The organism is Brachybacterium sp. p3-SID957, from assembly GCF_025144775.1.
GTDB classification, from domain to species: domain Bacteria; phylum Actinomycetota; class Actinomycetes; order Actinomycetales; family Dermabacteraceae; genus Brachybacterium; species Brachybacterium epidermidis.
On sequence record NZ_JALXKT010000006.1, the window covers coordinates 51,973 to 69,861 of the forward strand.

Annotated in this window: 13 protein-coding genes; 6 read left to right on the forward strand and 7 right to left on the reverse strand. The window is 69.2% G+C overall.

The annotated features are described in order from the left end of the window. Positions 1 to 100 precede the first annotated feature (100 nt). The 5 genes from M3B01_RS02380 to M3B01_RS02400 form a co-directional block, all read right to left on the reverse strand. The gene (locus M3B01_RS02380; protein ID WP_228019512.1) at positions 101 to 2,032 is read right to left on the reverse strand and encodes an ABC transporter ATP-binding protein; all 1,932 of its coding nucleotides are present in this window, start codon (positions 2,030 to 2,032) and stop codon (positions 101 to 103) included. Further along, the gene (locus M3B01_RS02385) at positions 2,029 to 2,982 is read right to left on the reverse strand and encodes an ABC transporter permease (protein ID WP_193866142.1); all 954 of its coding nucleotides are present in this window, start codon (positions 2,980 to 2,982) and stop codon (positions 2,029 to 2,031) included. Before M3B01_RS02385 ends, M3B01_RS02380 begins: the two co-directional genes overlap by 4 nt. Then, positions 2,966 to 3,901 carry an ABC transporter permease gene (locus tag M3B01_RS02390; RefSeq protein WP_259789229.1) on the reverse strand — a complete coding sequence of 312 codons (936 nt, stop codon included), beginning with the start codon at positions 3,899 to 3,901 and terminating at the stop codon, positions 2,966 to 2,968. The genes M3B01_RS02385 and M3B01_RS02390 overlap by 17 nt, the downstream gene beginning before the upstream one ends. A gap of 102 nt (positions 3,902 to 4,003) precedes the next feature. Further along, positions 4,004 to 5,671, reverse strand: a complete 1,668-nt coding sequence (locus M3B01_RS02395) for an ABC transporter substrate-binding protein (RefSeq protein ID WP_259789230.1) — start codon at positions 5,669 to 5,671, stop codon at positions 4,004 to 4,006. A 230-nt stretch (positions 5,672 to 5,901) separates the two neighbouring features. After that, complete coding sequence (locus tag M3B01_RS02400) at positions 5,902 to 7,569, reverse strand: ABC transporter substrate-binding protein (RefSeq protein ID WP_259789231.1); 1,668 nt, start codon at positions 7,567 to 7,569, stop codon at positions 5,902 to 5,904. A gap of 234 nt (positions 7,570 to 7,803) precedes the next feature. On the opposite strand from M3B01_RS02400, the gene pgi reads away from it, so the two are divergent. The 6 genes from pgi (at position 7,804) to M3B01_RS02430 (ending at position 15,698) form a co-directional block, all read left to right on the forward strand. Beyond that, positions 7,804 to 9,513 carry a glucose-6-phosphate isomerase gene (pgi, locus tag M3B01_RS02405; RefSeq protein ID WP_259789232.1) on the forward strand — a complete coding sequence of 570 codons (1,710 nt, stop codon included), beginning with the start codon at positions 7,804 to 7,806 and terminating at the stop codon, positions 9,511 to 9,513. 233 nt (positions 9,514 to 9,746) lie between these two features. Next, positions 9,747 to 11,075, forward strand: a complete 1,329-nt coding sequence (locus M3B01_RS02410) for an ABC transporter substrate-binding protein (protein WP_259789233.1) — start codon at positions 9,747 to 9,749, stop codon at positions 11,073 to 11,075. Continuing rightward, the gene (locus tag M3B01_RS02415) at positions 11,072 to 11,986 is read left to right on the forward strand and encodes a carbohydrate ABC transporter permease (RefSeq protein ID WP_259789234.1); all 915 of its coding nucleotides are present in this window, start codon (positions 11,072 to 11,074) and stop codon (positions 11,984 to 11,986) included. The genes M3B01_RS02410 and M3B01_RS02415 overlap by 4 nt, the downstream gene beginning before the upstream one ends. Positions 11,987 to 11,993: 7 nt before the next feature. Continuing rightward, positions 11,994 to 12,863 carry a carbohydrate ABC transporter permease gene (locus tag M3B01_RS02420; RefSeq protein WP_259789235.1) on the forward strand — a complete coding sequence of 290 codons (870 nt, stop codon included), beginning with the start codon at positions 11,994 to 11,996 and terminating at the stop codon, positions 12,861 to 12,863. Positions 12,864 to 12,949: 86 nt separating this feature from the next. Next, on the forward strand, positions 12,950 to 14,470 hold the full coding sequence (locus tag M3B01_RS02425) for a flotillin family protein (protein ID WP_396123324.1): 1,521 nt from the start codon (positions 12,950 to 12,952) through the stop codon (positions 14,468 to 14,470). A 199-nt stretch (positions 14,471 to 14,669) separates the two neighbouring features. After that, positions 14,670 to 15,698, forward strand: a complete 1,029-nt coding sequence (locus tag M3B01_RS02430; RefSeq protein WP_193866134.1) for an ATP-dependent 6-phosphofructokinase — start codon at positions 14,670 to 14,672, stop codon at positions 15,696 to 15,698. A gap of 34 nt (positions 15,699 to 15,732) precedes the next feature. On the opposite strand, the gene M3B01_RS02435 is transcribed toward M3B01_RS02430, so the two are convergent. After that, positions 15,733 to 16,989, reverse strand: a complete 1,257-nt coding sequence (locus tag M3B01_RS02435) for an acyl-CoA dehydrogenase family protein (RefSeq protein WP_259789236.1) — start codon at positions 16,987 to 16,989, stop codon at positions 15,733 to 15,735. A gap of 46 nt (positions 16,990 to 17,035) precedes the next feature. Continuing rightward, a complete protein-coding gene (locus tag M3B01_RS02440; RefSeq protein WP_259789237.1) occupies positions 17,036 to 17,857 on the reverse strand; it encodes an endonuclease/exonuclease/phosphatase family protein in 822 nt (273 codons plus the stop codon). Positions 17,858 to 17,889: the final 32 nt, after the last annotated feature.

Sequence of the window (17,889 nt, forward strand, 5' to 3'; positions counted from 1 at the left end):
GGGTGCAGCAACTGGCGCGCCCCGGGCCGTGGCGATTCTACAAGTGCTCAGGCCCGACGGCGCGCGATCGTCGTGGAGGACACGTCGGCGATGCGCCGGGTCAGACCACGCCGCCGGTGGTGTACGGGTCCTCGCCCTCCGACGCGATGGGGCCGCGGACGGCCTGCTCCTGCTCGTCCTCGCTGACCATGCTGTCGGTGGTGGGGGCTTGCGCCTCCTCGAGGTCGCCGAGGATCCGCGAGCCCGCCAGCTCGATGCTGCGGCCGGGAATGGCGTCCAGCAGACGTCGGGTGTACTCCTGCTGCGGGTCGGTGAACACCTGCTCGGTGGGCGCGTGCTCGACGACCCGGCCCTGCTCCATCACCAGCACGTCATCGGCGATCTGGCGCACCACCGCGAGGTCGTGCGTGATGAAGATGTAGGACAGCCCCAGTTCGCTCTGCAGATCGTTGAGCAGTTCGAGCACCTGGGCCTGCACCAGCACGTCGAGGGCGGACACGGCCTCGTCGCACACCACCACCTCCGGCTCCAGGGCCAGCGCGCGGGCGATGGCCACACGCTGCCGCTGACCGCCGGAGAGTTCATTGGGGTAGCGGTCCATCACCCCGGTGGGCAGCGCCACCTTGTCCAGCAGGTCCCGCACCCGGGCCACCCGTTCGCGCCGGGTCCCGATGCCGTGCAGGCGCAGCGGCTCCTCCACGGTGCGGAAGATCGAGTACGTGGGATCGATGGTGCCGTAGGGGTTCTGGAAGATGGGCTGGACGCGGCGCCGCAGCTCGAACAGCTCCTTGGAGGACATCTGCGCCAGATCGCGCCCGTCGAACCGCACCTGGCCGGAGGTGGGCTCCAGGAGCTTCAGCACCATCTGCGCGACGGTCGACTTGCCGGAGCCGGACTCGCCGACGATCGCGGTGGTGGTGCCGCGACGCAGCCGGAAGGAGACGTCGTCGACCGCGGTGAACGGGGTGGGCTTCTCCCACGGTGCGCGACCGCGGATCGAGAACACGCGCGTGAGGTTCTCCGCCACGATCACGTCGTCGCCGTCGTCGTGCCGTCCAGGCAGGGGGTCACGGGCCCGGGCCGCCTTCTCGGCGTCCTGGCGGGTGCGGGCGCGCTCACGCTGGGAGACCAGGCGCCGGCTGGACAGGGAGGGGGCCGCGGCGATCAGGCGCTGGGTGTACGCGTGCTGCGGGTCCTGCAGCAGCTGCAGGGCGGGACCGGACTCCACCACGTGACCGCGGTACATCACCACCAGATGCTGGGCGCGCTCGGCGGCCAGGCCCAGGTCGTGGGTGATCAGCAGCACGGCCACGTCGAGGCTGTCGGTGAGGTGGTCCAGGTGGTCCAGGATCTGCCGCTGCACGGTGACGTCGAGCGCGCTGGTGGGCTCGTCGGCGATCAGCAGGGAGGGGCGCGCCGCGAGCCCCATGGCGATCAGCGCCCGCTGGCGCATGCCTCCGGAGAACTCGTGGGGGAACTGGTTGGCGCGGCGCTCGGGGTCGGGCAGCCCTGCCTCGGCGAGCAGCTCGACGACGCGACGGTCCGCCTCCTTCCCCTTGGCGATGCCGTTGGCGACCAGGGCCTCCTTGATCTGGAATCCCACCCGCCACAGGGGGTTGAGGTTGCTCATCGGGTCCTGGGGAACCAGGCCGATCTCACTGCCGCGCAGGGCGAGGATCTGCTTGCGGTCGGCCGCGGCGATGTCGGTGCCCTGGAATTCGATCCGACCCCCGGTGATGGCGCCGTTGCGCGGCAGCAGCTGGGAGATCGCCATGGCGGTGGTGGACTTGCCCGAGCCCGACTCGCCCACGATGGCGACCGTCTGCCCCGGGTAGACGGTGAGGTTGGCACCGCGCACCGCGGGCACGGGTCCCGCGGAGGTGGTGAAGGTGACGTCGAGGTCCTGGATGTCCAGCAGCGGGGTCGATGCGTGGTCATGTCCGCTGCTGGAGGCCTGGCCGTCGCGGAGCTCGCCGTCGCGGAGCTCGGGGTTCGGGTCCTCCCGGAAGGAGATCCTGCCGGTCTGTGTCATCGCTTCTTCGCCTTCGGGTCGAGGACGTCGCGCACCGCATCACCCATCATGATGAAGCTGAGCACGGTGATGGCCAGCGCACCGGCCGGGTAGAACAGCAGCGTGGGGCGGTCGCGCAGGGCGGACTGGGCCTTGGAGATGTCCACCCCCCAGGAGACGGTGGAGTCGGGCAGGCCCACACCCAGGAACGACAAGGTGGCCTCCACCACGATGTAGACCCCGAGGTTCACGGTGGCGGTCACGATCACCGGGGCGACCGCATTGGGCAGGATGTGCTTGACCAGGTTGGTGGTGCGGCCGGCGCCCAGAGCGGTGGCGGCGGTGACGAACTCGGCGTTCTTCACGCTCATCACGCTCGAGCGGGCGATGCGCGCGATCGAGGTCCACCCGAACACCACCATCACCGACACCAGCAGCACCACCCCGGCGTGCTCGCGGAACAGCTGCATGACCACGATGGCGCCCAGCACCAGCGGGATCGCGAAGAAGATGTCGGTGACGCGGGAGAGGATCGAATCGAACCAGCCGCCGAAGTAGCCGGCGATCGCGCCGATGGCGCCGCCCAGCAGCACCACCCCGATGGTGGTGAGGACTCCGACGCTGACGGAGGCGCGGGCACCGTGGATGACCCGGGCGTACACGTCGCAGCCCTGCTGGTCGAAGCCGAACGGATGCCCGGCCTGCGGGCCGCCGTAGCTGTTGCGCAGCTCGCAGAACTTCGGGTCGTTGTCGGTGAACAGCCCGGGCAGCAGGGCCACCAGCAGGATGAACGCGATCATGATGCCGGCGATGATGAAGATGGGGTTGCGGATGAGCGAGTGCCAGGCCTCGCCCCACAGCGAACGAGGCTCGGCCTCGGTGTCGACGGCGTCGACCGCGCGCAGCGGCACCTCGTTCGAGGGCGCGACGTAGTGGTGCTGCCCGGGGAGGGTGTCAGGACTTCGAGACATAGCGGATCCTCGGGTCGAGAAGGGCGTACAGGATGTCGACGATCAGGTTCGCGATGACGAACACCGTCACCAGCAGGGTCACGATCGTGACGACCTTCGTGTTCTCGCCGGCTCTGATGGCGTCCCACAGGTGGAAGCCGATGCCGGGGATGTTGAAGATGGACTCGGTGACGATGGCGCCGCCCATCAGCATGCCCAGATCGATGCCGATGTACGTGATCACCGGGATCAGGGAGTTGCGCAGCACGTGGGCGGAGACCACGCGGTGGCGCGGGAGGCCCTTGGCGGTGGCGGTGCGCACGTGGTCCTGCGCGGCGACCTCCGCGACCTGGGTGCGGGTCAGACGCAGCACGTAGGCGAAGGACACCGCGCCCAGCACCATCCCGGGAACCAGGAGGTTCTCCCAGCTGGGGTCGCGGCCGACGTTGACCGGCATCACCCGCAGTTGGACGCCCAGCACGAACTGCGCCACGAAGCCCAGCACGAAGGTGGGAACCGCGATCACCAGCAGCGAGAGCATCAGGAAGGTGGTGTCGATCCAGGTGCCCTTGCGCAGGCCGGAGATCACGCCGGCGGCGATGCCGAGCACGGCCTCGAAGACGATGGCGATGATCGCCAGGCGGATGGTGATGGGGAACGCGTCGGCCAGCTGCTTGCTGATCGACTGGCCGCGGAAGGTGGATCCCAGGTCACCCTGGAAGATGTTCGCCAGGTACAGGAAGTACTGCACCAGGAACGGCTTGTCGAGGTTGAACTCCTCGCGCAGACGGGCCTGCGCAGCCTCCGGGAGCGGCTTGTCGCCTCCCAGAGCGGCGATCGGATCGCCGGGCATGAAGAACACCATGAAGTACACGAGGAGCGTGGCGCCGAAGAAGACCGGGATCATCTGCAGCACGCGACGAAGCACGTACCAGGTCATACTGCACTTCCCAAGGGGGTAGGGGACGGGACGGGCACGGCACGGGGCGGGGACCCAGGGCGCAGCCGTCGGCCGCGCGCCCGTGCCCCCGCCCGTGCGTGATCAGGCCTGCTTGGTGATCTGATGGTAGATCGGCTGGGAGTCCCAGCCGAAGACGACGTTCTCCACCGTCTCGGCGTAGCCGCCGGCGACGTTGTTGAACCACAGCGGGATCGACGGGAGGTCCTGGAACAGGATCTCCTGCGCCTTCTGGCCGAGGGTGTACGACTCCTCCTCGTCCGTGGCGGACAGGCCCGCCAGCAGCGCCTCGTCGAACTCGGGGTTCTTGTAGTCGGCGTCGTTGGAGCCCTGACCGTCGGCCGCGGCCGAGGTGTAGAGCGGGCCCAGGAAGTTGTACATCGAGGGGTAGTCGGCCTGCCAGCCGGTGCGGAACGCGCCCTCGATGGTGCGGGCGGTGACGTCGTCGCGCAGGGACTTGAAGTCCGGGTAGGAGTTGCCGGCGGCCTCGATGCCCAGCACGTTGCGGATCGAGTTGCAGACCGCGTCCACCCACTCCTGGTGCCCGCCGTCGGCGTTGTAGGAGAGGCTGAAGGAGCCCTCGAAGGGCTGGATGGCCTCGGCCTCGTCCCACAGCTTCTTCGCCTCGGCCTCGTCGAACTCGAGCACCTCGTTGCCGGGGATGGAATCCGAGTAGCCGTTGACCACGGGGGTGGTGAAGTCGGTGGCGGCGGTGCGGGTGCCACCGTAGATCGCCTCGCAGATCTCCGGGCGGTTGATGGCGCGGGAGATGGCCTTGCGGCGCAGCGTCCCGGCCTCCCCGGAGAAGTTGGGGTCGTCCACGTGGATGGTGATGGTCGCGTTGCCCGCCGCGGGCTGGTTGACCGCCCGCTCCCCCAGCTCGCTCTCGAAGCTCGACAGGGCGCTGGGCGGGATCGCGTCGATGACGTCGAGGCCGCCGGAGAGCAGGTCGTTGTAGGCGGTCTCCTGGTCCTGGTAGAAGACGAAGTCCAGGCCGCCGTTCTCGGGCTTGCGCGGACCGTTGTAGTCCGGGTTCACCTCGAGCTCGGCGTTCTGGTTGTGGTTCCAGGCCACCAGCTTGTACGGGCCGTTGCCGATCGGCTCCTCGCCGAAGGCCTCGGGGTCATCGAAGAAGGCCTGGGGCAGGGGCGAGTAGGCGGTGTAGCCCAGGCGGGTCGGGAAGTCCGACTGGGGCGAGGAGAGCTTCACGGTGAAGGTGCGGTCATCGACCACCTCGAGACCGCTGAGGGTGGCGGAGGCATCGGCGTCCTTCCCGGAGATGTCGGCGTAGCCGTCGATCGACTCGAAGAAGTACGAGGAGTACTGGCCGTTCGCACCGTTGGCGCCGTAGTTCCAGGCGTCCACGAAGTTCTGCGCCGTGACCGGGTCGCCGTTGGTGAAGGTCCAGCCGTCGGCGATCGTGATGGTGTAGTTCTGGCTGTCCTCGGTCTCGATGGACTCCGCCATCTCGTTCTGCGGGGTCCCCTCGGCGTCGTAGTAGACCAGGCCGGAGAAGAGGTTCTGCAGGATCTTGCCGCCGCCCACCTCGTTGGTGTTGGTGGTGTGCAGCGGGTTCTGCGGCTCGGTGCCGTTGATCATGACGATGGCGCCGGTGTCGCCGCCGCCCCCGTTGTCACTGCCGTTGCCGCCGCCACCGTTGCCGCCGTCATCGCCGCCGCACGCGGCGAGGGTGAGGGCCGCGGTGCCGGACGCGGCGGTGCCGAGGATCATCGAACGTCGCGAAATGGCCATGCAAGCCTCCTGTGAGGTTCAGTGCTGTGCGTGATGGGCGTCAGTGCCGCATCCGTTTCCTGCTCCGGGCGGCGCTTCTTGGCGCCGCCCGGGGTTTGCAACAGTCTGCACCCGTCCGGAACGATAGCGCGCCATCTCCGGTAACGGTTGTGTTGCGGTTGGGCTGCCGAGGACCTCCGTCCCCGGTCAGAGCGTGCATTCCGTCTGGCGTCAGCCCCCGTTGCCGGCGCTCACGCCTGCTTGGTGATCTGGTAGTAGATCGGCTGCGAGTCCCAGCTGAACTCGACGTTGTCGACCGTCTCGGAGTACCCGGCGGAGACGCTGTTGAACCACAGCGGGATCCCCGGCAGGTCGCGCAGCAGCAGCTCCTGCGCCTGCTGGCCGATCCGCAGGGACTCCTCCTCACTGGTCGCGCTGAGCCCCTCCTGCAGCATCTCGTCGAACTCGGGGTTCATGTAGTCCCAGTTGTTCGAGCCCCGCCCCTCGGCCGCGGCACTGGAGTACAGCGGGCCGAGGAAGTTGTACATCGAGGGATAGTCGGCGACCCAGCTGCTGCGGAACGCCCCCGTGATGGTGCGGCCGGTGGTCGCCTCGCGCAGCGACTTGAAGTCGGGGAAGGAGTTGCCTTGGGCCTCGATCCCCAGCACGTTCTTCAGACCGTTGCAGATCGCCTCGACCCACTCCTGATGGCTGCCGTCGGCGTTGTAGGAGAGCGTGAACGGTCCCTGGAAGGGCTGGATCGCCTCTGCCTCCTCCCACAGGCGCTTGGCCTCGGCCTCGTCGTACTGCAGTACCTCGCTGCCGGGGATGGACTCGGAGTGCCCGGCCACCGCCGGTGAGATGAAGTCGGTGGAGGGCGAGGTGGTGCCGTGGAAGATCGTGTCGCAGATCGTCTGACGGTCGATCGCGCGGGAGATCGCCTGGCGGCGCAGCATGCCGGCCTCCCCCGTGTAGTCGGGATCCTCCATGTGGATCCCGAAGAAGGTGATCGTGGCCGCGGGCTTGCTGACGGCGCGGTCCCCGAGCTCGTCCTGGTACGAGGAGCGGGCGCTGGGAGGGATGCTGTCGAGCACGTCCAGACTGCCGGAGAGCATGTCGTTGTAGGCCGTCTCGGGGTCCTGGTAGACCACGAAGTCGAGGCCGCCGTTGGCCGGCTTGCGCGGGCCGCTGTAGTCGGGGTTGACCTCAAGCAGCGCGTTCTGGTTCTGGTTCCACTCCACCAGGCGGTACGGCCCGTTGCCGATGGGGGCCTGGCCGAAGCCCTCCGGATCATCGAAGTAGGCCTGCGGCAGGGGCGAGTAGGCGATGTAGCCCAGACGGTTGGGGAAGTCGGACTGCGGGGACGCCAGCGTGACCTCGAAGGTGAGGTCGTCCACCACGGTGAGACCGCTCATCGTCGCCGAAGGGTCCGCGTCCTCGGCGGAGACGTCCGCGTACCCCTCGATGGACTCGAAGAAGTAGGAGCTGACCTGACCGTTGGCGCCGTTGGCACCGTGGTTCCAGGCGTCGACGAAGCTCTGCGCCGTGACAGGGTCGCCGTTGGTGAAGGTCCACCCCTCCTTGAGCGTGATCGTGTAGTGCTGGCTGTCCTCCGTCTCGACGGACTCCGCCATCTCCTCCTGCGCAGCACCCTCGGCGTCGTAGCTGAACAGCCCCGAGTAGAGGTTCACCAGGATGCTGATCCCCCCCATCTCGTTGGAGTTGGTGGTGACCAGCGGGTTCTGCGGCTCGGTGTTGTTGACCGTGACCACCGCGTCGGCCGAGCCGCCGCCGTCCGAGCCCCCGGCGCCCCCGGCACCCCCGCCCCCGCCGTCATCTCCGCCGCACGCGGCGAGCGCCACGGTGGCGGTTCCCGCCAGAGCCGTGGACTGGATCATGGTGCGACGGCGAATGTTCATCGCTTCTCCTTCGAGGGCAACGAGCTGGATGTACAGAAGAACTGAGATGAACAATGTCGTACCGGTGACCACCGAGTGTGCGCCGCACCACTTCGTGATGAACTTGTTACCGTCGGCAGGTGTCCTCGGCGAAGGTTTCTTGGTTGCCCCTGCACGCAGGGGCGCCGCGCTGCCGGCCCGGTGCTCAGCACCGCTGCGTCGACCTCGTCAGGCCCTGCACGCCACAATGGGGCCATGACTGCCACACCGAACCATGCACCCTCCGCCCCCGACGCCCCCGTCGATCCCACCACCACCGCGGCCTGGGAGGCCCTCGAGGCCCATGACCAGTCCCTCACCGCCTCGCTGCGCGAGTGGTTCGAGGCCGATCCGCAGCGCGCAGAGCGCTTCACCCGCACCGCGGCCGATCTGCACGTGGACCTGTCCAAGAACCTCATCACCGCCGAGACCCTCGCCCTGCTGCTGGACCTGGCGCGCGAAGTGGGCCTGGAGCAGCGCCGCGATGCGATGTTCGCCGGCGCGCACATCAACACCACCGAGGACCGTGCCGTGCTGCACACGGCGCTGCGCCGGCCCGAGGGCACCGAGCCCGCCCTGGAGGTGGACGGCCAGGAGGTGGACACCGACGTGCACGAGACCCTGCGCCGGGTGTACGAGTTCGCGGACCAGGTGCGCTCCGGGGAGTGGACCGGCGTGACCGGCAAGCGCATCGAGACCGTGGTCAACATCGGCATCGGCGGCAGTGACCTGGGACCGGTGATGATCTACGAGGCGCTGAAGCCGCTGGCCCAGGAGGGCCTTGCCGCTCGCTTCATCTCCAACATCGACCCCACCGACGCCCATGCCACCACCGCGGACCTCGATCCCGAGACCACCCTGGTGATCGTGGCCTCCAAGACCTTCACCACCCTGGAGACCATCACCAACGCGCGACTGGTGCGGGAGTGGCTGCTGGGCGGGCTGCGTGCGCAGGGCCTGGAGGAGGGTCGCGAGGCGGAGGCGGTGCGCCGCCACTTCGTGGCCGTCTCCACCGCCCTGGACAAGGTGGAGGAGTTCGGCATCGACCCCGCCAACGCCTTCGGCTTCTGGAACTGGGTGGGCGGCCGCTACAGCGTGGACTCCGCGATCGGCACCGTGCTGGCGACCGTGCTGGGACCGGACGCCTTCGAGGAGCTGCTGGCCGGCTTCCACGCCATGGACGAGCACTTCCGCACCGCCCCGCTCGAGGACAACGTGCCCGTGCTGATGGGCATGCTCAACGTGTGGAACGTGAACTTCCAGGGCGCCGAGACCCACGCGGTGCTGCCCTACTCCCAGTACCTGCACCGCTTCCCCGCCTACCTGCAGCAGCTGACGATGGAGTCCAACGGCAAGTCGGTGCGCTGGGACGGCTCGCTGGTCTCCTACGACACCGGCGAGGTGTTCTGGGGCGAGCCCGGCACCAACGGGCAGCACGCCTTCTACCAGCTGATCCACCAGGGCACCCGGCTCGTCCCCGCCGATTTCATCGCCTTCGCCACCCCGGACCACCCGCTGGCCGACGGAGAGCAGGACGTCCACGAGCTGTTCCTGGCGAACTTCTTCGCCCAGACCAAGGCCCTGGCCTTCGGCAAGACCGCCGAGGAGGTGCGCGCCGAGGGCACCGAGGGAGCACTGGTCGCGGCCCGCGAGTTCTCCGGCGACCGGCCCACCACCTCGATCATGGCCCCGAAGCTGAGCCCCTCGGTGCTGGGCCAGCTGATCGCGCTGTACGAGCACATCACCTTCGTGCAGGGCGTGGTGTGGGGCATCAACTCCTTCGACCAGTGGGGGGTGGAGCTGGGCAAGCAGCTGGCCAAGGGCCTGGCCCCCGCGGTCGCCGGCGACGAGGAGGCGATCGCGGCCGAGGACTCCTCGACCGCCGCGCTGATCCGCTACTACCGCGAGCACCGCGCGCGGGGCTGACCGGGCGAGCCGACGGCGGGGGGCTCCCCAGCCCCTCCCGTCGGCTGCGCAGCGACCCTCCAGGTGGACGGCCGGTGAAGGACCGATCACGGTTCGGCCCGACTCTCGGCAACCGACGGCAACCGGGTGGCGGTCCGGGACCTCGGTCCCACCATGGGCCTGTGCCGTGCATCACGGCGCACCCCTGCGGGCACACCGCAGGGGGCCCCGCAACGCTGTCAAGGAGGACCGCGATGTCCCGCACGCCTGCCACCACCTCCCGACTGTCCCGTCGTGGTTTCGCCCTGGGCGGCACCGCCGCTCTCGTTGCCGGCACGCTGGCCGCGTGCAATCCGGGCGGCTCCACCACGAACGAGGGCGGGGGCGACCCCGTCGAGCAGCAGGACCCGGCCGATCTGGCCGGCAAGACGCTCTCCTACCTGTACTTCACCGACGGGCCCGACGAGCAGGCCACCCGCGATCTGATCGCGGCGTTCGAGAAGGAGTACGACGTCACCGTCGAGCTGGAGATCGTTCCCTTCAGCGACATCACCACCACCCTGCAGGCCCGCCTCTCCGGTGGGCAGGCCCCGGACGTCGCCCGCGTGGCCGCCACCGCCCCCTTCGCCGGTGACCTGCTGGTGCTGGACGACTTCCTGGGCGCCGAGTACCTGGAGGAGTTCTCCGAGGGCGTGCGTGTGGGCATGACCGATGCCGACGGCAAGATCGTGGCGATCGCCTCGGACCTCACCCAGAACGGCCCCTTCGTCAACACCGACCTGTTCGAGAAGGCCGGCGTGGAGGTCCCCGAGTCCTGGACCTGGGAGGAGATGGTCACCATCGCCAAGGAGGTGCAGGAGAAGGCCGGCACCGAGTTCGCCTTCGCGATGGACAAGTCCGGCCATCGCCTGTCCACGATCCTCTCCCAGGGCGGCACGTACCTGGTGCAGGAGGAGGAGAGCTCCCTGAACCCGGCCGCGGCCACCACCGCGCTGCAGCCGTTGGTGGACATGATCAACGACGGCTCCTCCCCCAAGGACTTCTGGCTGGACTCCGGCACCAAGTACGCGGGTGCCAACGAGGTGTTCCTCGCCCAGCAGGTGCCGGTGTACCTCTCGGGCAACTGGCAGGTCGCCCAGTTCGAGGCCAATGCCGAGTTCGGCTGGACGACGGTGCCGAACCCCTCCCTGAGCTCCGGGGGCGGCTTCCCCGGCGGCAAGTTCATGGTGGGCTTCTCCGAGGGACCGGAGAACCAGCTGGCCGCCACCTTCCTGCAGTTCATGAACACCACGCAGTCGCAGGAGTCGTTCATCACGGCCTCCTCCTTCATGCCCACCCGGGCCGACCTCACCGAGTCCGGGGTCGAGTACCCGGTGCGCAACGAGGAGATGAACGTGTTCATCGACGATCTGGGCGAGACGCCGGAGGAGGCATTCGCCGCCGCCTACTCCCCCAACTTCGACGCCGCCGCCCAGGAGTTCATCAAGCAGTTCGCCGAGGTGGTGGCCGGCAACAAGGAGCTGGCCCAGGCCATGGAGGATCTCAAGGCCGGCATCGACTCCGTCGTGGAGCAGGCCGGATGACTGCGGCCGCGACACCCGCCAGGACGCCGCGGCGCCGCCGGGTGCCGTGGTCCCTCAGGGCGGCGCCCTACCTGTTCCTGCTGCCGAACATGGTCATCTTCGGCCTGTTCACCATCTGGCCGGCGCTCAGCGGCTTCAACATCTCGCTGTACTCCTCGCGCAACGGGCGCACCTTCGAATGGGCCGGGACCGGCAACTTCGAGCGGATCTTCTCCGACGCCGACTTCTACCAGGCGCTGTTCAACACCATCGTGTTCGTGCTCGCCTTCGTGGGACTGGGCGTGTGCATCGCGGTGGTGCTCGCGGTGCTGCTGAACGCTCAGGGCTTCGGGAAGTCCTTCTTCCGCTCGGTGTTCTTCCTGCCGGTGCTGCTGAGCCCGGTGGTGGTGGGCATCGTGTGGCGATGGCTGCTGGAGCGCAACGGGGGTCTGGTCAACGAGGCCCTGGGAGCGATCGGCATCCCGGCGGTTCCCTGGCTTGTGGATCCGACGCTGGCGATGATCAGCGTGATCGCGGTGAGCCTGTGGACCAACGTGGGCTTCTACACGATGATCCTGCTGGCGGGCCTGCAGTCCATCGACCCGAACCTGTACGAGGCCGCGAGCCTGGACGGCGCCTCCCACCTGCAGCAGTTCCGGTCCATCACCCTGCCGCTGCTGGCGCCGACGACGATGGTGGTGCTGATCCTGTCCACCATCCACGGCTTCCAGGCCTTCGACGTCATCTACAACCTCACCGGCGGCGGCCCGGTGGGGGCCACCACCCTGCTGGTGCAGTACGTGTACGACAACGCCTTCGGGCCCCAGATGCAGTACGGCATGGCCGCAGCCGGCTCCGTGGTGCTGTTCCTGATCGTCATGTCCTTCACCCTGCTGAACTGGTGGCTGGGCCGACGGGCAGAGGCGGTGTGAGCAGACCATGAGCATCTCGAGCAACTCCTCCAAGCCCTCCACCTGGACCTCCACCTCCCACCGGAAGGTGCGCCCCGCCGCGGTGGTGCGCACCGTGAACCTCACGGCACTGGCCCTGCTGGTGCTGATCCCCCTGGTGTGGACGGTGCTGGGCTCCTTCAAGAACCAGTCGGAGCTGGCCCAGCGCCCGCCCACGCTGATCCCCCGTTCGTGGCATCCGGAGAACTACTCGACGGCGCTGACCGGCTTCGACGTGCTGCGGTACCTCACCAACAGCGTGATCGTGGTGGTGGTGGCCACCCTGCTCACCCTGGCCATCAACTCGATGGCCGCCTATGCGCTCTCGCGCTACAACTTCCGCGGCAAGAACGTCCTGTTCCTGGTCACCCTGGCCACCATCATGATCCCCCTGCAGGTGATCCTGATCCCCGTCTACCAGGTGACGGCGAGCCTGGGGCTGACCAACTCCCTGTGGGGCGTGATCCTGCCGGCCATCGCCACCCCCACCGGTGTGTTCCTGCTGCGCCAGTACATGCTCACGCTGCCCGACGAGCTGATCGACTCCGCCCGCATCGACGGAGCACGCGAGTTCGGGATCTTCTGGCGCATCGTGCTGCCGCTGTGCAAGCCGGCCCTGGCGGTGCTGGCGATCTTCTCGGTGCTGTGGCGCTGGAACGACTTCCTGTGGCCGCTGGTGGTGACCAACGAGCGCACCCGCACCCTGCCGGTGGCGCTGCAGCGCTTCGCCAGCCAGGAGGTGGTGCCCTTCAACCTGGTGCTGGCCATCGCCGTGGTCTCGATGGTCCCGGTGCTGATCTGCTTCTTGCTCTTCCAGCGCCAGATCGTCCAGGGCATCGCCTCGACCGGCATGAAGTGAGCCGATCGGGCCGCAGCACAGCCCGCGCGATGGGACAATGACCACCGCATGCCTGAACCGACTGAGGGGAACCGATGGAAACACTAATGCCGATACTCCTCGTGGTCGCGATCGCCGTCGTCGCGGTGCTGATCCTGCTGGGGATCCTGCTGCGCAGCTACCGCATCGCGGCACCGAACGAGGCGCTGATCATCACCGGCCGCAACGCCAAGACCTCCCCCACCGGGGACATCGACCTGGAGTCCGGCAGTGCGCGGGTGATCATCGGCGGGCGCGCGATCGTGCGGCCCATCTTCGACCGCGCCTTCGTGCTGAGCCTGTCCTCCCGGCAGATCCCGGTGGAGGTCGAGGGCTACTCGATGAACGGCATCTTCCTTCGCCTGCGCGGGGTGGCGCAGGTGAAGGTGGGCGGCAACGTCAACGACGTGCGCAAGGCCGCCCAGCGATTCCTGGACCAGCAGAAGCAGATCGACCACTACACCCAGGAGATCCTCTCCGGCACCCTGCGCGCCGTGGTGGGCACCCTGTCGGTGGAGCAGATCATCCGTGACCGCGCCTCCTTCGCCGCCCAGGTGCAGGCCGAGGCCGAGCACTCGATGAACAACCAGGGCCTGGTGATCGACACCTTCCAGATCTCCGCGATCGAGGACGACGGCTCCTACCTGCGCGACTGGGGCCGTCCCGAGGCCGCCCTGGTAGCCAAGACCGCTGCGATCGCCGAGTCCAACGCCGGCCGTGAGGCCACCGAGGCCAAGAACCTCAACCTGCAGGCCGAGGCCGAGTCGAAGCAGGCCTTCGACCTGCGCCAGGCCGAGATCAAGGAGCAGACCGACGCCCGCCAGGCCGTCGCGGACGCCTCCGGCCCGCTGGCCCGCGCTGCACAGCAGCAGCGGATCATCGAGCAGGAGGAGATGATCGCGATCCGCAACAACGACCTGCGCGAGAAGCAGCTGATCGCGGAGGTCCACAAGCCGGCCGAGGCCAAGCGCTACGCCGAGCAGCAGGACGCGGACTCCAAGAAGTACGCCCGCGTGGCCGAGTCGGAGGCCCAGCTCACCGACGAGCGCAACCGCGCCGAGGCCCGCAAGGTGTCCTCGGAGGCGGAGGCGTTCGCCATCGAGGCTCGCGGTCGCGCCGAGGCCGAGGTCGAGCTGCAGCGCCGCTCGAAGGATGCCGAGGCGGTGCGCCTGGAGGGCCAGGCCGAGGCCGACTCGCTGCGCGCCAAGGGCGAGGCCGAGGCCGCCGCGATCCTGGCCCGCGGCACCGCGGAGGCAGAGGCCACCCGTGCCCGCGCCGAGGCGTACAAGCAGTTCAACGACGCCGCCGTGCTGTCCCAGGTGCTCGAGGTGCTGCCGCAGGTGGCGGGGGAGCTCGCCTCCCCGTACTCCAACATCGACAGCCTCTCGGTGTTCTCCACCGACGGCGAGGCCAAGATCGGGCAGAACATCTCCGTGGGCCTGGCCCAGGTGCTGGAGATGGTCAAGTCCACCACCGGCGTCGACTTCCAGGACACCCTCGCCCGGGCGTCCCAGGGCGGTCGCGACGTGCGTGCCCAGGCCGAGCAGGAGCAGGAGCAGCGGGACGCTCAGGACCCCTCCCGGTCCTGAGGGTCCACGGACCGATCGGGACCAGCGGCGCGGGACTCTTCCGAGGGTCTCGCGCCGCTGGCGTTCCCGGCAGATGTCCGAGCTGTTCACCGGGCTGTCACCGCGCGTTGGCCGCGGGACGTCCGAACTTCGGCATCGTTCCGGATCGACCGTAGAGTGGCTGTGACCAGTCGACGAGACGGAAGCGAGAGCGCACCCCATGAAGATCGGGATCCTGACCTCCGGGGGCGACTGCCCGGGCCTGAACGCGGTCATCCGCGGTGTCGTCATCAAGGGCGACAAGCTGTTCGAGGACGAGTTCATCGGATACAGGGACGGCTGGCGCGGTGTCATCGACAACGACTACATGACCCTCCCCCGACGTCGGGTGCGCGGCATCGGCCGCATCGGTGGCACGATCCTGGGGACCTCCCGCTCCAACCCCTTCCACGACGGGGAGGACGGCGCTGCGATCGTGCGTCGGCACATGGACGACAACGACATCGACGGCATCATCGCCATCGGTGGCGACGGCACCCTGTTCACCGCGAACCGGCTGTACGAGGCGGGGATCCCGGTGGTGGGCGTCCCCAAGACGGTGGACAACGACCTGGACGCCACCGACTACACCTTCGGCTTCAACACCGCCGTGGAGATCGCCACCGAGTCCCTGGACCGCCTGCGCATGACCGGCGACTCCCACCACCGCTGCATGGTGGCCGAGGTTATGGGCCGCTCGGTGGGCTGGATCGCGCTGCACTCCGGCATGGCGGCCGGTGCCCACGTGATCGCCCTGCCCGAGTTCCCGCTGACGATCGACGAGATCTGCGCCTACGTGAAATCGGCCTGGGACCGTGGTCGTGCCCCGCTGGTGGTGGTGGCGGAGGGCTACGTGCCCAAGGACGCCCCGGAAGGCTTCATGAACTACGAGCTGGACGAGTTCGGCCGCCCCCGCTTCGGCGGTGTGGCGGAGGTGCTGGCACCGCTGATCGAGGAGCGCCTGGGCATCGAGTCGCGGGCCACGGTGCTGGGCCACATCCAGCGCGGCGGAGAGCCCACCGGCTACGACCGGGTGCTCGCCACCCGCCTGGGCACCGCCGCCGTGGACCTGGTCCACAACAACGGCTTCGGCCGGATGGTGGCGCTGCGCGGCACGGAGATCGTCGATGTGCCCCTGACCGAGGCGATCAACTCCCTGAAGTCCGTTCCCCGCGCCCGCTGGGAGGAGGCCAAGGTGCTGTTCGGCTGAGCGGCCCCGCCGCGCAGACGTACAGCGCGGCGGCTCAGCGCTCGGACCCCACCTCGCCCAGCAGCGCCTTCGCGTAGGAGGCGTGCACCGACTCCTCGTCGGAGGGGTGGTACATGCCTGCGCGCACGTCGCGCGAGAGGCGCTCCAGCTCGCTGCGGCGGAAGTAGTGGGAGCCGCCGCTGGCGCGCAGCACCTGGTCGACGGCCGCGATCGCGGTCTCGCTGGCACGGGACTTCACGCCGGAGAAGTGCAGGAACCAGCGTGGTCCGTGGTCGGTCAGGCCCGGTCCGCTCTGCCCGGTGCCCAGAGCGTCGAGGTCCGCCATCACCTTCTCGATCTGCAGCACGGCGCCGTCCACGCCGATGGCCGCATCGGCCAGGCGCCAGCGGATGTCGGGGTCGTCCGCGTGGACGATGCCGCGGGTGACGCTCCTGCGGGTGGTGGCGACCTGGGCGCCCACCTGGATCGCCCGCTCGGCGATGCCGGTGTACACCGAGGCGATCAGCAGCTCGAAGGCACCGAAGATGCCCATTACGAAGGGATCCTGGTTGGGGCCCACCCCGGTGGTGGTGATCACCCGGTCGGCGGTCACGGGCGCCTGGTGCAGGCGGGTGGTGCGGGACTGGGAGGCACGCATGCCGTGGGTGTCCCAGTCGTCCTTGACCTCGACGGCATCGGTGCGCTCGAGCAACCCGAACACCAGGCGCGGATCATCCTCGGCGGCGCCGGTGTCCCGGCCGTGGACCACCAGACGGTCCCACACCGGGGCCAGGGAGGTGAAGATCTTGGTGCCGGTCACCCGGTAGCCGCCGTCGTCCTGGGGCTCGGCACTGCTCGAGGAGTCGAACAGCATCGCCTCGTTGCCTGCCTCGGAGATGCCGAAGGCGAACAGGCGGTCGTCGGCGGCGTCCTCGAGGATCACGCGCCCGGAGTCGGCCCCCAGTCGGTGGGCGTGCAGAGCCGCGCCCGTGACCACCAGGTGCATGTTCATGGACAGCGCCGTGGCGGGTGCGGCCTGCGCCAGCCGGCGCTGGATGCGGGAGGCCTGCAGCAGGCTCCCGCCGAGGCCGCCCAGCTCCGTGGGCACCAGCAGGCGCAGGTAGCCGCGGTCGCGGAGGTCGGCGAGGTCCTGCTCGGGGAAGGTGTTCTCCCGGTCGTGGGTGACGGCACGCTCGCGCAGCGTCTCCAGCAGGGCGTCAGGCAGGAAGGCGTCCGCGGACAGGTCCGCAGGGACGGTGTGATCGGGGGCGATCCGATGGTCGGTGGGGGTCTCAGCAGCGGCGTCGTTCATGGATCCACCGTAGTTGCTGGAGCAGCGCGCAGCGGTGCGGCGGCTCTCACACCCGGATGGTCGCGACCACCGGACGGTGGTCCGAGGCACGCGAGCGTGCCACCTCCAGGCCCGTCACCTCGAGATCCCCGCGCACCCAGATCGAGTCGATCCGGCGCCGCGGCAGGCGCGCGGGGTGGGTGGCGCGGACCGTGCGGGGCGTCCAGGGCAGTGCGGCCGGCAGTGCGGCCGGCAGTGCGGCCGTGAGGATCGTGCGCCACGGGGAGGGCGCGCTGCGGCCCGCCGCCTCCCATGCCGCATCCCGCCATCCGGCGGCGGCCAGCTGGGCGAGCTCGGGTGCGGACGGATCCGCGTTCATGTCGCCCAGCAGCGCGGCCGGCCCGTCGAGCGCCTCGGCGTGCTGGAGGATGCCCCGCACCTGCGCCGCGCGGTGCCGGCGGTCGCGGTTGTCGAGGTGGGTGAGCAACAGGTGGAGCGACTCGGCACCCGCCACCCGCGCCGCCAGCAGACCGCGGGGCTCGCGGGGGCCGGGACGGTCGGGATCCGCGGGCAGCGGGTGCAGGTGGTGCTCGATGATCTCGGTGCGGCTCAGCAGTGCCAGGCCGTACCGTCGGCGTCGGCCGCCCGGCTCGGCGGGGTCGCGGTCGATGACCGCCCCGAACCGCACCTGCCCACCCAGCCGCGCAGCGAGGCGGGACGCCTGGTCCTCGAACCCGGACCGGACACCGTAGGCGTCGTCGACCTCCTGCAGGCCGACCGCATCGGCCCCCAGCGACGCGATCGTCGCTGCGGTGCGCGCGAGGTCGAGCCTGCCGTCGGCACCGGCCCCGTGGCGGATGTTGTAGGTGGCCAGGCGCAGCACCGTCATCGCGGCGGGCCCTTCATCGCTCTGCGCCCTTC

Excerpts from the sequence above, each read along its gene's own strand:
- M3B01_RS02440 (WP_259789237.1), bottom strand. The coding sequence starts at position 17,857 with ATGACGGTGCTGCGCCTGGCCACCTACAACATCCGCCACGGGGCCGGT.
- M3B01_RS02410 (WP_259789233.1), top strand. The coding sequence starts at position 9,747 with ATGTCCCGCACGCCTGCCACCACCTCCCGACTGTCCCGTCGTGGTTTC.
- M3B01_RS02390 (WP_259789229.1), bottom strand. The coding sequence starts at position 3,901 with ATGACCTGGTACGTGCTTCGTCGCGTGCTGCAGATGATCCCGGTCTTC.
- M3B01_RS02395 (WP_259789230.1), bottom strand. The coding sequence starts at position 5,671 with ATGGCCATTTCGCGACGTTCGATGATCCTCGGCACCGCCGCGTCCGGC.
- M3B01_RS02385 (WP_193866142.1), bottom strand. The coding sequence starts at position 2,982 with ATGTCTCGAAGTCCTGACACCCTCCCCGGGCAGCACCACTACGTCGCG.
- M3B01_RS02415 (WP_259789234.1), top strand. The coding sequence starts at position 11,072 with ATGACTGCGGCCGCGACACCCGCCAGGACGCCGCGGCGCCGCCGGGTG.
- M3B01_RS02400 (WP_259789231.1), bottom strand. The coding sequence starts at position 7,569 with ATGAACATTCGCCGTCGCACCATGATCCAGTCCACGGCTCTGGCGGGA.
- M3B01_RS02380 (WP_228019512.1), bottom strand. The coding sequence starts at position 2,032 with ATGACACAGACCGGCAGGATCTCCTTCCGGGAGGACCCGAACCCCGAG.
- M3B01_RS02430 (WP_193866134.1), top strand. The coding sequence starts at position 14,670 with ATGAAGATCGGGATCCTGACCTCCGGGGGCGACTGCCCGGGCCTGAAC.
- M3B01_RS02435 (WP_259789236.1), bottom strand. The coding sequence starts at position 16,989 with ATGAACGACGCCGCTGCTGAGACCCCCACCGACCATCGGATCGCCCCC.
- M3B01_RS02420 (WP_259789235.1), top strand. The coding sequence starts at position 11,994 with ATGAGCATCTCGAGCAACTCCTCCAAGCCCTCCACCTGGACCTCCACC.
- M3B01_RS02425 (WP_396123324.1), top strand. The coding sequence starts at position 12,950 with ATGCCGATACTCCTCGTGGTCGCGATCGCCGTCGTCGCGGTGCTGATC.
- pgi (WP_259789232.1), top strand. The coding sequence starts at position 7,804 with ATGACTGCCACACCGAACCATGCACCCTCCGCCCCCGACGCCCCCGTC.